The following is a 14,151-nucleotide window of genomic DNA, read 5'->3' on the forward strand; positions in this document are numbered from 1 at the left end:
GGTCTACCCGTCCGCACCGGCAACAAATCCTCGATCAACGCCCACTGCTCATCCGACAACAACCGAAACCGCGACACGACAGCAGCATCCCAGCCGACAACCAAGATCTTTGTCAGACACGCCCTAGGAGCACGAGGAAGCGATATCGGCCCGGCACCACCTCCGCCAGCCGATACACCTCGTCGATCGACGCGTGGGGCCGCTCAGGCGTTCGGTGCTGATCAGCGCCCTTGATCCGGCACGGGTTGCGCTTGATCCGCCCGTCGTCCACTGCCGTCGCGAACATCGAACGCACCAGCCGGTACGCCTTTGCCGTCCGGTCCTCCGAGCGCCCGTTGTCCAGCAGTTCCGCCCGCCACCTACGGACACGCTCCGGACCGATCTCGTTGACCCGAAAGCGGCCCAGGAACGGCTCGACGTGGTTTCGCCAGACGCTCGTGTGCTCCTCGCGGGTCCGCTGCGAGACCTTCCGTTCCTTGAGCCAGGCCCGCCCGTACTCGCCGAACGACACCCGGCCCAACTCCGGGTCCAGCCAATCACCGCTCAGGATTTCCGCCTCGACGACGGACAGCCACTGCTCCGCGTCCCGCTTCCCGGCGAACGTGTGCGGCGCGGGATGCATGAGCCCATCCGGTCCGAGGTAGCGCGCCTGCCAGCGCCCGGACGCCAGCTTGCGCAGCGCACCAAACCGCCGACGGCCCTTCCTGTTGGGCATCAGGCGGCCCGCCCCTGGTACGTCCGACGTGTGATCGGCTCGACACGTCCGGCCTGCACGTAGTCCTCCAAGTCATCCACGGCAAGGCGCACATGTGAGCCGACCTTGTGGAAGGCCACGCGCCGCTCAGCGATGAGTCGGCGGATGAACCGGACCGAGGTGTTCAGATACTCGGCCGCTTCCTGCACGTTCAGGTACTTCGCTTCCACTGTTCCCCCTATCAAGCCGCGATTGCCGAAGTTTCTGGAGGACGGCCCGGAGGCCCGGCCGCGAGCAAAGCTCTGTCGTATTCGGCCTTCCAGCTGATTCGCTCGGAAATGGCCCGCATGAGCAGGTGAGCCCGCGGCGGGGCGTCCCGATCACCGGGCGCGACCTTGCGCCAGATCAGCCGCGAGGTGCCCTGTTCAGGTTTCTCGATCCCGACTGCGGCGAGCATGTCCCGGACGAACGCCTTGCGGTCGGCCTTGTGATCGGCCAGGGACTTGCCCGACCACTTGCGCGAGACCAACACCCGCCGACCGGGCAGCCCGAGCGTGGTGCGCCGATGCGCCCGCCCCTTGCAGTGCCCTGGTGTCATCCGACTTGTCGCGCCCCGCGGCTGAATCCCGTACAGCAGCCACACCGCACACCGAGGCGAACACGGCGTGACGGCCAGCTCCGCGTGCAGCCGGTCATGGTGATCACGCTGACGACTTGTCGACGCCTCGACAACCTCCCCCGTGGACTTGGTGAGGTACTTCGTCAGATAGCCGATGTGCCGACCCGCTTCCTCAGAGCCACCGAGGATCCCCTTGGAGTGCACCTGCTCGCCGAAGGTCACCACGTGAGTCGGCGCCTCAACAGCAGCCGCCGCGTCCTCCCAATCCACCAACGGTTTCCGTGATTCCGGATCTACAAAGGACTTCGTCCGCATGTCCCACACGGGCATGTAGTCCCGGCCGTACCGGAGTTCGTCATGCGCCGGCCACCACACCTGGTGATAGGTCGCCTCCGTGACCTGCCGGATCACCTCATGCGGAATCGACCCCCGCAACGCGGTGTGCAGATGCGGTGCCGCCCGCTTCTGCGGCTCCACGGTGGCGAAGTACTGCACATCCCACCCGACGACGCGGCGCAGGTTCTGCCACCATCGATCCACCAGGGCCGAGAAGTGCACCGCGTCCCGCGCTGCCCGCCGGTAGTCGTAGGTCGCGATGTCCACCGGCGTCCCGTCGTCCCGTACACGCCCGTAGGTGTCGCAGGTGAGGGTGACGAACATGGAGGGCCGGAACTTGCCCGCGAACTCCCGCCCGAGCGTCGTCTTGGCGACCTTGCGGCGCGGCAGGTTCGGCGCGTCCTGCCGCCGTTTCGTGGACCGCTTGACCGGTGTCTTGCCGGGCAGGTCCGGTGAGGGCAGGCGGCCGCGCATGCCGAGTTGCCGGAGTTCTTCATCGACTCCGCGGATCTCGTCGCGCAGCTCGTCTGCCTGGCCCTCCTCCCCAGTGCCGACAGCGTGCCGGTACGACTCCACCAGGTCTGCGCGGAAGGCCATCAACTCCTCCTGATCGTCGGTCGGCGGCTCCGGGGTGAAGTCGGGTTCTTCGTCCAGGTGCCAGCCCTCGCGACATTGCGCCATTCGTAGCGCCTTCGCCTTCTTCGCGCACGGAGCGCAGACACTCTCCACAGTGGAGCCGCACGGCACAGCGACGTAGCGAAGTTCTCCGGTATCAGGGTCGCCAACCTCCATCGTGAAGGGACGGACACAAACGCCGTACTTCTCCGCCGTCGCCCGCATGACCTCTGTGGACAGTGGCAACGTCATCCGCTCGGCTCGGGTTTGTGACATCAGGCGGCCACCCCCGACACGCGCTCGGCGGTCACGAACGCCTCCAGGGCCTTCACCATCTGGTCAGGCACCCACCCGGCACGGACTCGTAGCGGTTCGCGGAGTCCCTCACCCCAGACGTAGCCCACACCGGCCGCGGACTCGTCGATGCGGTTTGCCCACGCGCCTCGTTCGTACGCCTGGTCCCCAAGCACCATGCCGACATGCGACTTGGCCGTGACGCGCAGGCAGATACGCCGCGGGAACAGCTCCCGCACCGGCACGGTCTCCTTCGTAGGCTCTTGCACGTATCCGCGCACGGTGAACCCGAGCGCCCGGCCCTGGGTGGTCAGCAGTGCCACCCGCTCCACGATCTGATCCCGAGTCTTGCGATCCACATAGCGGGTCAGAGCGCCGATCTCGTCGAACTCGAGCAACTCCAGCGGATTCTCCGTCGACACCGGGACTGTGCGGACTCGGCCGGCGAACTCCGTCTTGCGCGCATCCATCGCCGCAACCAGGTCGTCCAGCAGCGCGAGGGCATCCTTGGCAGTGACGGCGTAGCGATGGAAGATCCCGCGCCCGTACGCGAGTTCCATGCCCTTAGGGTCGATGCCCGACACGCGCACCAGGCCGTCACGGATGGCCGGGGCAATCGATGTCAGCGGGCACCACATGACCGAGTTTTTCCCGGCCCCGGATGCACCCGCTGTGAGCGTGTGGCTTCCCGAGCCGTAGAGCGGAAGGTGCCAATCCTGCCCGTACTCTGTCCGCCCTGCCCATGCGTGGCGCACGTCAACCGAGTCCCCGAGCGCTGGAACAGCCACCGGGACGGCGAGCAGGTCTCGCCGCTGGAAGTCGATCGACACCACGTTTGGCGCGACTTCCCGCACCTGGCAGCGGGCCACCTTTCGTGCGGTTGCCAGCGCACGGGCCGCTTCGTCGAAGTCCTCAGGCTTCTGACCGGGCACAAGCTCCACCCGGACCTCGTCCCACGACGGCCCCGACCGAACGCCGCGCACCCGAGGAATCCGCACACTCCGGTTCTCCGAGCTGCGCGTGATCTTCTTGCGCCCTACGAGGCTTACGGTCACATCCACCGGGATCGTGTCGTCCTTCACCGACAGGCCGCAGGCGTGCAGCCAGCCCGGCAGCTTTGGCGCGTAGACCGTCCAGCGTTGCCACCACGACCGCAGCGCCTTCCCTGCCCACTGGTCGTAGGAGACCAGATGGAAATACCGCCACAGCGCCAGAACAGCGGTGACGCAAAGGCCGACGCTGGCAAGGGAGACCCAGCCGACGTAGTAGCACCAGGCCGCCACCGCAACGACGGTGACGCTCGTACGGGGGTGGGTGACGATCTCCTTGACGACCCAGCCCAAGGCGCGCAACAGCCACCACAGCGCCAGGAACACCACCGCCGCAGCCGCCAGAGCTTCGGCGACCGAAGCCAGCGCACGCCCGAGCTTGTGCAGGACCCATACGACGACGGCCAGCCCGACGCCGCCGAGGAACAACAGTCCCAGGGTGTGTGCGTTCATCGGGCACCACCATCCGGGATGGGCAGGGGGAGCCGTCCGGCGCAGGCCGCGCAGGTGGTGTCGCCAGGGGCCAGGCGGGTGAACTTCTTGCACACGGTGCACCGCGGCCGGGTGCGGCCCGTTGACACCGATCGTTTCTCGTTGTCTATCGTTGGCACTGTCTGCTCCATCGGGTAGACAGCGCAGAAGCGGAAACATGGTTGGTAGCCTCGGGTTCCGCTTCTGCGCCTCAACTTCTCGGGACTCGCATGAGGGCGCACGGCATCACCACACGAACCCTCGTGTGTCTCTAAAGGACAGTTCTCGGTATCTAGAGCCCTTCGTGTGGGCGCATCACACACGCCCTGCACGCGAACGGCTTGTTACGCACCACCAGGTGCGGGCGCCCGCACAGCCAGCATCGCCGCTTCACGAGCCAGCGACGCCGGAATCCTCGGGCTAGGGACGCCACACTCCTCACCTTCTCTCGATCAGTTGCGCTTGCGGTCGGCGACGTAGGTGCCCTTGGCCCGCACCGTGACGACGAGCCCGCGGAACCGCAGGAGCTGCGTGGCGTGGCGGGCGGTGCCGAGCGAGACGCCGTACGCGGACGCGAGCATGCGTTCACTCGGGAGGGCCGCGTGCGGGGCCAGTTCGCCGGATTCGATCTGCGCGGCGATCTGGTCGGCCACCCACTGGTAGACGTAGCCTGGTTCCCCGCCAGGGCGTCCCGTTGTTGGTCGTTCCTGCTCCCGCGGGGCGTCAGGCGTCGTCATTGTCGCGAGCCCCTTCATGCGGCCTTGGCTGACTGCTCGCCCGCAGCGGGTGCCTTGGAGCGCCCGCTGCCGCTGGTTGCGGCCTTGAAGCCGGTCGCGCGGAAGACGAAGGACTGATACTTGAACTCGCCGTTACCCGCCACACGCGGCTCAGCGGTCAGACCTTCCAGCTCGATCGGCCGCATACCCGGCAGCACTTCCGTCGTCGCGGGCACGGGCTGAACGTCGGCCAGGAACGTGATCTCGAACGACGCCCGCTTGGCGTTCACCTCCGACGGGTCGGTGACAGCCACCTTCCACTGCCGCTTACCGGTCGTCTCGTCGATCCGCTGACGAGCCGGGCGACCGGCCGCACGGTCCTCGCGCGACTGGTACTCGTTGTCCGGCGATACCTCGCCCACCATCACCAGACCCTGCGGAAACGCCTCGTCGAACTCAATCGGGAAACGGTGTCCCCTCGTGATAGCCATGTCGATGAATTCCTTTGCTGTGTAAGTGTTTTCTGTCTGTCAGTCGTGTTCTGGGAACGCGCGCGTGCGGTTCTGCAAGTCACACCACTCACCGAACGCGGCGGCGGCGATTGCGAGATTCCGAGCGAAACGCGCAGTGTCGACCAATGCGCCGATCCGCGCCGGAACCTGGAAGACGAAGGTGGCGTCCTCGTCCCCGACGACCAGTTGCCGGACACCAGAAGGCGACGGTACGACTTCCGCGTCCCAACCGGTTTCGGGCTGGATCACCACGTGAATGCCCATGTGCTCTCCCGTTGGTCTTTGGTTCTCCCGCGACCAGCAGGACGCGGTATAACCCAGGAGACACCCAAGGCAAGACAACAACCCGGACAAACTGTCCGGGTCCATTTCAGAGGGGGCTAGCGCGAGGGAGGAACGGCCCTATTCACTGCGTCGAGCACGGCGGCCCAAGGCAATTCACGACCGGGGGCAGAGCGCGGTTCGTGCAGCGGCCATACGTCGTCGCCGTACACAAGATGTACCCCAGCGCGCCGCAGCTTCGCAATATGGTCCTCCCACGACGGATGCCGCGCGTGGGCAGCATTCACGCGAGGGAAGACCACCACGGGCAGGTCACGCGTGCCGATGGCCTCGTTGAGCTGAGTAAGAGCCTGATTGTCCGCGATCCCGAGCGCGAGCTTGGCAACCGTGTTCGCCGAGGCCGGGGCGACGAGGTAGCAGTCCACCCGGGGGTGGGGACTCTGCTCGTCCGGGGAGCGAGGCTCGACCCTCACGGGTAAACCGGTCACCTCTTCGATCTCCGAGAGTGTGCCGGACTTGGCCAGCCAGTGGCCGGCGGTCGGTGTGAGGGTGACCGCGACCGTCCAGCCCTGCTCCTGAGCCGGGCGAATCAAACGAGGAAGCAGTTCCTCCACACCACCCGAGCCCGATCCAACAAGGCCAAGCACACGCGCAGCCATCCGCTACCTCACCGCGCCGCAGCGCTCAGCCAACGCCAGCAACGCCGACGACTTCCGGCCCGCCGAGGCCGGGGGCACGCCGGTACATCGAGCGCACGACCTCCCGCACTACGGTCGAGTGCCGCACGATCCCGGGCGACTTCTGCTCGGCCGTCAACAGAGCTTGCAAGGCGTCATCGTCCTTCGCCGTCAGGCTCAGCGCACGCGCGAAGTCGATCAGGTGCGTGACCTGCCGCTCGACGGGAAGGTGGTCGACACTGACGCTCGGGGCGTGCTCGATCACGCGTGTCACGTCGCCCAGATCAAGCGCGGCGGAGATCCGGTGAAGCTCGACGTTCGACGGGCCGAAGCCGGTCTGCCAGTAGTTCGCATCCACACCCAGACGTTCCCCCGCGCGCGTGGCGTGTGCGAGCAGGTCATTCGAGGTGGCCCGGTCCTGGTGCCGAGCAGCGGCGACAGCCGTCCGGAGGTAGAGCATCCCGTAGAGGCTCAGCGCGGCCGGGTCACCGGCGGCCATCTTCGGCTCCAGCCACCGTGCGGCAGCCTCGCCCAGCTCCAGCGCGTCCTCGAAGCGGCCCACGGCCAACAACGCGTGCGTACCGGAGCGGGCAGCCGAGGCCAGGACCAGCGGATCGTCCGCCTCATCGGCGGCTTGCATGGCCCGCTCCGCGGCAATCCACGACAGGTCGGCCTCACCGATCTTGCTCAGCGCCGTGGCTGTCAGGTGATGCACACGCGCCGAGATAGAGGCCGCTTGCCGCTTGTAGGCCGGGTCATCGGCACCGGCAGCTTCCATCTGCTGGCTGGTCTTGATCAGGCCAGGGAGCGCCTGGACGACATGCCCGAGGTCGCCACCCTGGTAGCTCAACCAAGCGCTCTCCACCAGCGCCGCGACGGGTGCCGGGTCGATTCGCTCAGGAGCAAGCGCAGAGGCGAACAACGTACGGGACAGACGACTAGGGGCCATCAACGCGTCACGGATGGCGGGAACGTCGTCGTGGCGCTCCTCGTCCTCCATCAGCACGGGCTCACCGAGCAGGTCCCCGAGCGTGACGCGCAGCGCCTTCGCGACCTCCGCCAGCACGTCCAACCTGCGGATATCGCGCTCGCCGCGCTCGATCTTGCTCAGCCAGTCCTCGGACCGGCCCACAAGGTCCGCCAGTATGGCCTGCGAGAGACCACGGCGGCGCCGGTAGAAGGCAATACGCTCTCCGATGCTGAGCTGATCACCCGCACCACGCATGGGAACAGGCTAGCAGCGTGGCTCTATCGACACGCAGATGTGAGCACAACGTTCAACTAGCTCACTCCGCGAGCGGCTTAAGGACATAGCCGTCAACGACGTGAAGTTGATGGGGTACCCCGGCCAACATTCTCTGTAGAGACCCGAGTTCTTCGGACGTAGCAAAGATAATTTGACGATTACCATCATCGTTGGCTGCACGCTCCAGCAACGCGGAAAATGATACCTCTTTTGCGCTCTGCTGCCTCGGTTCATCGAAGATTAGAAGACCAGGATGATTTGTATCGGTTGTTCGAGCAGTCTCTAACAAGCCCAGGAGGTACGCCCAAACGACCCGAATTGAGTCCGATGCGGAGATATCAGCCTGTAAGTCGAAGTCATCGCGACGAGGCAGATAATCATCGCGTGATATCCCGAGCCTTTCATCTCTAAATGACCCAAAATCATAGGAACGGAGCTGGTCAATGAAGACGCGCTCCAGCACCGACAACTTGTTTTGGTCCGGGTCCGACAGTCGATCCTTGGGCAAGTTGGCAAGGGAACCACGGACTCGACGGCCCTGCTCCGACAAGCGTTCCAGTTCCCCCAGAAGGACATAGAAGCGTTCAGTCACCGATTTGAGTTGATGAATGCGCTCCTGTAATCGAATTCGGCGCGCAACGTCTTCTTCGGCTGGTGATTCGCCAGGAGCTATAAGTGTCGAGCGGATTGAACGGATACGGTGACGAGCCTCTGCGGCGCGTCGACGCAGTGCAGCCAATCTTTCACGATTAGCATCAAGTACCTGCGCGGTATCACGCTCCATAACGGTGAAGAGTTCGATCTGCTGCTGAATGTAGTCGACGCTCTCTTGGGTTGACGAAGTCTGCAAAGGCGATTCTGCGCGCAGAAGGGAGGCCGGAATTTGTTGATGGCACACGGGACAATCTTCGTGCAGTCGTGCCAATGATGCGGAACCAAGATTTTCGAGCTTCAGGATATCTTGATGTTCGCGCAGATCTTCTTTGAGTGCAAGCACACGGCTTCTGACGAGTTCAAGTTCACTCTCGTCGCGCAGAACTTGCTCGCGAAGCACGGCGCTCGTCTGCCGTATCGCGTCGGACTCTTCGAGTGCCGCGGAAAGGTCTGCCTCAAACTCGTTGGCAGCCCCATCAACCTCGCGGGTACCAATTGCATCCAACTCGACTTGCGATCGAATCGCGTCTTCGATAACCCGTTCTACGGGCACCCAATCTCGTCCAACACTTTCAGCCAGAACAGGGTTCGTCGGGGGAGGCCATGCGACGGTTAGCTTCTCAGGGATGCCAATCAAAATCAGTCCGTCATTGGCAATTGATTCTTTGAACAAACGCACAGCGGCTCGCCAATTGTCCTGTAGAGACTTTTCTTCCGCCCGTAGTCGCAACTTCTCTGATTCAATTTGTCCAACGTCCAGCCTCAGTAGAAACTCGATAGCTCGGCGCTTGACATCTGGAACTCCGGAGAAATAGGGCATCTGGGCCTGAATTCCGCCCCAGCCTCTGCGCTGCTCCACGAACAGAAGGGGGAAAACCTGCTCCATGTATAACGGAACTTGCCGGCCGTCGGTAGCCGTCAAGAGCGGGAGTTCCCAACCGATGAAATCTGCTAGCCACCGATGAAAACCGAACGGATTCTGCGCCGCGCCCGCTCGGCCCACGTAGTAGTCTTGAACCGGATAATCGTCCGGATCGGTCAAGGCAGGGCCGGTGACAACTCGAACAAGGCCAGCATCGATATCATCATCTTTGACCCACCGAGTCACCGTAGCTCTGGTGCCCTGTTCCCCTTCAATCTCCAAACTGACCCACGATGACAACACGGCAGTTTCGGCCTTTGTCGCAGCGTCATAGATTAGGCGATCGCGCATCGCCGACGTCACAGCTTGCGCCGGACGGTTTGTGATCATCCTTTCGAGACCTAATGCAAAAAGGAAGCTCTGCATGGACGTCGACTTCCCCCGTGAGTTGTCGGCGCGAAGAACCATGAGTCCGTCTGACAGGGGGATGTCTGCCCCGAACGGGCCAAGCTCGGTCTCGACCCGGAGACGGAGATGACACAAGCGAAGTTTCACCTTCGCCTCCATTCCAGCAAACGCGCAACTTCTTTCTGTGTAACCTTGCCACCGAGACGATCGAGTCGAGCTCTTTCAACTTCGAAAGCATCACTCTTTTCAATTTCGGATACAACTTTTTTACTTGTGGTCGTTAACTTATAAACGTTCTTGTTCTTTTGCTCTAGCAACCCTAGCCCTACCGCCAAATCGATCGCTCTGTCTAGGGCTGGCTCAAATCTGACAAGCGCCCGGTCGGGAAGGTCGTTGTTGGTTCGAAGGCTTATGATCAGATCGATATTTGCATCGCTGCGTACGGCCCAACTCAGCAATTGGAGCCCCTTCCAGCTTGCGCCTGCCCCATGGCTCTTGGCCACCAAGAGCAGAAGGAGCGGTATGCGACGCTCCGGCCGGAGCGATGCGGGAACCGGGTCTGGCCGTCGTTCGAACTGAAAAGGAACATCAAGTAGTGCTTCAAGGTCGCTATAGATTGGGTCAGACATCGCCGCCACCGAAACTGAGAGGACATCTCATGAGCCACTCCCCAACTTGCCCCATGGCAAGTCGCTGCGCGTCGCCCGGCCGAATTCCTCCCACGTTCGTAAGAAGCTCTTTTTCGTACTCCTTTATCAAACCTAGAATTCGCTGATTCGAGGGCGTTGGATCTAGTTCACTTTCCAGTTCTAGATGTTCTTGGCGAAGCTGCCGTTGCAGCTCGATTGCTTCCCAAGTTGCGGGCCAGCTCGTCAAGCTGTCCATGATCTTTTGCTTGACGAGAAAGGCCCGAATCAGCTTGTTTCGCAGGGGAGCGATGTTTACGCTCATGATCTGCTCTTTGAGCTGCTCCAGCTTCCCGTCCAGCGTTTGCGCTAGTGCCGGTTTGTTACCTTCGAATTCACTAATGTAGTCATTTGGAATTTCGAGGTCATGAATCAGGACCTTCGCGGTATCGTCTTGCAGTGCCGCCTGAAATTCTGCGGGATAGTCATGCGGCGTCTTAAGGCGGATCGAAAAATTTGAACTAATGAAACTCAGGTTGTAGCCGCGAATAATACCCGCGCGCTTCGCGGCGTATTCGATCAGCTCTGAAGCGTGGTACTCGGGGACCAATAGGAAGTAGCTTTGCAATACGACGCCATCGAGCATTGATTCAAGCTTGACGGCATTTTTCTTCAATTTTTCTGTGTCTCGGTAGAGCTTTTGTTTTTGCTTGTCGGTTCGATGTCTCAAGTTGGCAGAATCCCTATCGGCGTAAGCCTGGTAGGCGATGCCGTCGGTCGAGAACCCTTCGATCCCACAGTCGCCGCCCATTTCGGCGGGTATGTAAACCAAATCTGCAGGTGAATACCGCCGTCTGAGCAATCCCCAAAAGTACTCTTCGAAGGCGTCGCCAGGGTCGGCAGCTGGAGTGCGGTCAGGGTCGATCATCGACATTCGATAGCCCGCTTAGATTCAGAGGAGAGCCCAAGCGTGCATGACTGCGCTCGCTTCGACGAACGCTGCGACGCAACGTGAGTCACGTTGCCGACAGCGGAGGCGTCACACCCTGCCTGCATTTCCTCGTATCCCACTGCAGCACCATCCACCTTTGCCACACGTAGTTATCCATTGAACACCGTAGTCACTTGATCGCCTTGAGTGAAGCGCCCCCATATGTTGGCAAGGTGCGTACTCGTTACATCATTACCCGATTGCATCTTTACTTGTTGGGCGTACTTGGCTATTGCGCGACGCTCTCGTTGTTGTCCACCTCGTCGCAGTACGTTCGCGCGATCATCCCGCCAAGTGAGAATCATCTTGGTGCCGAACTTGGCTCTAATGGATCAAGGCGCGCCGCCGGCGGCGGCGCGCTCGGCCTGTCACGTTGGCGACGGCACGTGTCCCGACGCGCGGCTTACGGCGGGCTGCCGCTCCGCTCCGCCCGCCGAGCCGCGTGGCCCGAGTGGGTCGCGGTTCCCGGCAGCGCAACCCCCGGCGTCGCGCGGGAGCCAAGTGGGCGAACACCGACAACACGCGAGATGCCCGGCACGCTCCAACTCCAAACAGAGCGAGCGGCGCCCCCAGGCGGCCGAAGATTGCTCATGTTCACTTACGTCGTGCAACGCGTCCGGTCCATTACCGTACGTGCGTAACGAGTTGGTCACCAGCCCCGACGCCCGATCATGACAACGGCCGGTAGCACCGCGTCAAGGCGGGAAAGAGTACCTTGACCCGGCCCTACCGACCGCGTTCTTGGCTTCGTGTCGGGGTGGTGGAGGGGTGTGGTCGGGAGCCCGCGGGCGTGCCATTCCCGTGCCATTAGGCGGGGTCAACAGGAGTCAAACGGGGACCCGCGAGACACCCTCTCTGCCTGGTCAGCGGGCTAGCGATGGCTGATCTTGAAATCTTCCAAACTGGCTACGCGGGTTCGATTCCCGTCGCCCGCTCCGAGATGGGCACCGTGTGCTCACGCCCCCGTCGGGGGGTTCGCCTTGTCTCTTCGCCATTTTTCCGGGGGTTGAACCCCCGTGCCCCCACCAGGGGCTTTGCCCCTGAACCCCCGTTCGGTGCCAGTCAGTCCGCGTGCGGCGGTGAGTTTTGTCGGTGTGGCGGGTCAACATGAGCAGCGAGACCCGACCTAGGAGGGCACATGACCACCAAGCCGCTCATCACCTGCCTCTGGTTCGACGGACAGGCCGTTGACGCCGCGCACTTCTACGCCGACGTCTTCTCCGACGTCAAGATCGGCGACACGGTGCTCTACCCCGACGGCACGCCCACACCGGGCCAGGTGATGACCATCGAGTTCGAGATCAACGGGCAGAAGTTCGTCGGGCTCAACGGCGGGCCGCAGTTCAAGTTCAACGAATCGATCTCGTTCCAGGTTTTCTGCGACGGGCAGGACGAGGTGGACTACTACTGGAACGCACTCACCGCCGACGGCGGCGAGGAAGGCCCATGTGGCTGGGTGAAAGACAAGTTCGGCCTGTCCTGGCAGGTCATTCCCGAGCAGTTCGCCGACTACGTGACCGGGCCCGACCCGGCCGGCGCCCAGCGTGCGACGCAGGCGATGTTCGGCATGAAGAAGCTCGACGTCGAAGCGCTGCGCAAGGCGTACGAGGGCTGACCGGCGGGCGGCGCGGACGCACGCCGCCCGACCACCGTTACGAACCCACCTGCCGCGCGGTAGCCATCGCGCGCTCGGTCTCCCAGAACGCCCGCATCGACACCACGAGCCCCTCGGCGTCGACCCGGTAGACGAACACGCCGTCCGTGTCGACCCGGTACCCGCCCGGCAGATACGACGTGATGGTCCCGACGTTGGCCACCTCGTCGCCCGCCGCATGCGAATCCCGCATCACGAAATCGAACCGCTCGACCTTCGCGATCGCGAGATCCCAGAACCCCGAGATGCCCTCGCGCCCGTGGTGCCCCTTGCCCTCCTCGTCGAACATCGACGGGCCGACCGGGTCCTCGACGACCCCGTCCGGCGCGAACAGCGACACCCATTCGTCCTTCGCGCCGCGCACCACGGCGTTCATCGACCGCCACGCCGCGACCCGCGCCGGCGGCTGCTCGGCCTCGGGATCCCAGCAGACCTCAATCGTCACAACGCACTCCTAGAACTTCGAGATGATCTCGTCGGCGAACTTCTTGATGGCGTCCTTCTTCGGCCCGACCGGGTCCCCGAAGGAAAGCCCGTCGAAGATCCACGGCTGCGTGACCACGTCGGTCACCCCGATTTCAGCCTGCTCGCGGTACCCGTCCAGCCCGAACCGGTCGATGCACACGGCCTGGATCTCGAACGGCTCGTCGGCGCGCCCGTACTCCTCGCGCAGCGCGGCCAGCCGGTCGATCGTCGTGCGCAGGTCGTCGAGCTTCATCATCGCGCTCGACCACCCGTCCGACACCCGCGCGGCGCGGCGCAGCGCGACCTCGGTGTGCCCACCGATGTAGAACGGCACGTGCTCCGAGGGTGCCGGGCTCATCTGCAGCTTGTCGAAGTCGAAGAACCGCCCGTGGTACTCGACCATCCCGCCGCTGAGGATCAGCCGCAGCACGTCGATCGCCTCGTCCACCCGCTTGCCGCGGTTGGCGTACGGCGCGCCGCACCATTCGAACTCCTCCGGCGACCACCCGACGCCGAGCCCCAGCCCGAACCGGTCGCCGGTGAACGCCGCGACCGACCCGACCTGCCGGGCCAGCAGCACCGGATTGCGCGAGCCGAGCTTGAGCACCGAGGTGTAGAACCGGATCCGGCTGGTCACCGCGCCCATCGCCGCGACGGCCACCAGCGGGTCCGCCCACGGCGTCTCGGCGTCCCAGAACCGGTTGCCGTCGGGAGTGTAGGGATAGTCGGCGGACACCTTTTCCGAATAGAACAGCGAGTCTGGCAGCACCACCGAGGCGAAGCCGCACTCCTCCGCCGTCTGTGCGAGCTCGGTGAACTGCTCGAGGGGGTTCATCGCGACCGAGAGGCTGAACTTCATACCCGCGAGACTATAACGTGTTCTATTTTACGTCGAGTGCGAAACACCTGGCCCGGCGCATCAGGTGGCGAGATCGAGCACCAGCACGGGTGCCGGGTGGTTCCCGGGAACCAATTGGCTA

At 63.5% G+C, this 14,151-nt stretch carries 14 protein-coding genes and 1 pseudogene; 1 reads left to right on the top strand and 14 read right to left on the bottom strand.

Annotation, left to right across the window (positions count from 1 at the left end; translation table 11 throughout):
* Positions 1 to 112 precede the first annotated feature (112 nt).
* The 12 genes and pseudogenes from HFP15_RS28235 to HFP15_RS28290 form a co-directional block, all read right to left on the bottom strand.
* Entirely contained in the window at positions 113 to 715 is a 603-nt protein-coding gene (locus HFP15_RS28235) for a tyrosine-type recombinase/integrase (RefSeq protein WP_246272102.1), read from the bottom strand.
* A complete protein-coding gene (locus HFP15_RS28240; RefSeq protein ID WP_168519802.1) occupies positions 715 to 924 on the bottom strand; it encodes an excisionase in 210 nt (69 codons plus the stop codon). The genes HFP15_RS28235 and HFP15_RS28240 overlap by 1 nt, the downstream gene beginning before the upstream one ends.
* Positions 925 to 935: 11 nt before the next feature.
* Positions 936 to 2,540, bottom strand: coding sequence for a replication initiator (locus HFP15_RS28245; protein ID WP_168519803.1), 1,605 nt, complete (start codon positions 2,538 to 2,540; stop codon positions 936 to 938).
* Entirely contained in the window at positions 2,540 to 4,060 is a 1,521-nt protein-coding gene (locus tag HFP15_RS28250) for an FtsK/SpoIIIE domain-containing protein (RefSeq protein WP_168519804.1), read from the bottom strand. The genes HFP15_RS28245 and HFP15_RS28250 overlap by 1 nt, the downstream gene beginning before the upstream one ends.
* A 470-nt stretch (positions 4,061 to 4,530) precedes the next feature.
* Positions 4,531 to 4,815: a GntR family transcriptional regulator gene (locus HFP15_RS28255; protein WP_168519805.1), complete on the bottom strand. Its 285-nt coding sequence runs from the start codon at positions 4,813 to 4,815 to the stop codon at positions 4,531 to 4,533.
* A 14-nt stretch (positions 4,816 to 4,829) separates the two neighbouring features.
* Entirely contained in the window at positions 4,830 to 5,285 is a 456-nt protein-coding gene (locus tag HFP15_RS28260; RefSeq protein WP_168519806.1) for a hypothetical protein, read from the bottom strand.
* A gap of 39 nt (positions 5,286 to 5,324) precedes the next feature.
* Positions 5,325 to 5,570, bottom strand: coding sequence for a hypothetical protein (locus HFP15_RS28265; RefSeq protein ID WP_168519800.1), 246 nt, complete (start codon positions 5,568 to 5,570; stop codon positions 5,325 to 5,327).
* A 116-nt stretch (positions 5,571 to 5,686) separates the two neighbouring features.
* Entirely contained in the window at positions 5,687 to 6,247 is a 561-nt protein-coding gene (locus HFP15_RS28270) for a flavoprotein (RefSeq protein WP_168519807.1), read from the bottom strand.
* Between the two features lie 3 nt (positions 6,248 to 6,250).
* Positions 6,251 to 7,490 (bottom strand): annotated as a pseudogene (locus HFP15_RS28275) (helix-turn-helix domain-containing protein).
* Positions 7,491 to 7,551: 61 nt separating this feature from the next.
* On the bottom strand, positions 7,552 to 9,453 hold the full coding sequence (locus HFP15_RS28280; protein WP_168519808.1) for a hypothetical protein: 1,902 nt from the start codon (positions 9,451 to 9,453) through the stop codon (positions 7,552 to 7,554).
* A gap of 125 nt (positions 9,454 to 9,578) precedes the next feature.
* Positions 9,579 to 10,064: a hypothetical protein gene (locus tag HFP15_RS28285; RefSeq protein ID WP_168519809.1), complete on the bottom strand. Its 486-nt coding sequence runs from the start codon at positions 10,062 to 10,064 to the stop codon at positions 9,579 to 9,581.
* On the bottom strand, positions 10,057 to 10,989 hold the full coding sequence (locus HFP15_RS28290; protein ID WP_168519810.1) for a hypothetical protein: 933 nt from the start codon (positions 10,987 to 10,989) through the stop codon (positions 10,057 to 10,059). Before HFP15_RS28290 ends, HFP15_RS28285 begins: the two co-directional genes overlap by 8 nt.
* Positions 10,990 to 12,190: 1,201 nt before the next feature.
* Here HFP15_RS28290 and HFP15_RS28295 point away from each other — a divergent pair.
* Positions 12,191 to 12,667, top strand: a complete 477-nt coding sequence (locus HFP15_RS28295; RefSeq protein ID WP_168519811.1) for a VOC family protein — start codon at positions 12,191 to 12,193, stop codon at positions 12,665 to 12,667.
* A 37-nt stretch (positions 12,668 to 12,704) separates the two neighbouring features.
* Here HFP15_RS28295 and HFP15_RS28300 read toward each other — a convergent pair whose 3' ends face one another.
* Positions 12,705 to 13,151: a nuclear transport factor 2 family protein gene (locus HFP15_RS28300; RefSeq protein WP_168519812.1), complete on the bottom strand. Its 447-nt coding sequence runs from the start codon at positions 13,149 to 13,151 to the stop codon at positions 12,705 to 12,707.
* A gap of 9 nt (positions 13,152 to 13,160) precedes the next feature.
* Positions 13,161 to 14,030, bottom strand: coding sequence for a TIGR03619 family F420-dependent LLM class oxidoreductase (locus HFP15_RS28305; RefSeq protein ID WP_168519813.1), 870 nt, complete (start codon positions 14,028 to 14,030; stop codon positions 13,161 to 13,163).
* Positions 14,031 to 14,151: the final 121 nt, after the last annotated feature.

The sequence above is a fragment of the Amycolatopsis acididurans genome (assembly GCF_012328925.1).
Classification (GTDB): Bacteria; Actinomycetota; Actinomycetes; order Mycobacteriales; family Pseudonocardiaceae; genus Amycolatopsis_E; species Amycolatopsis_E acididurans.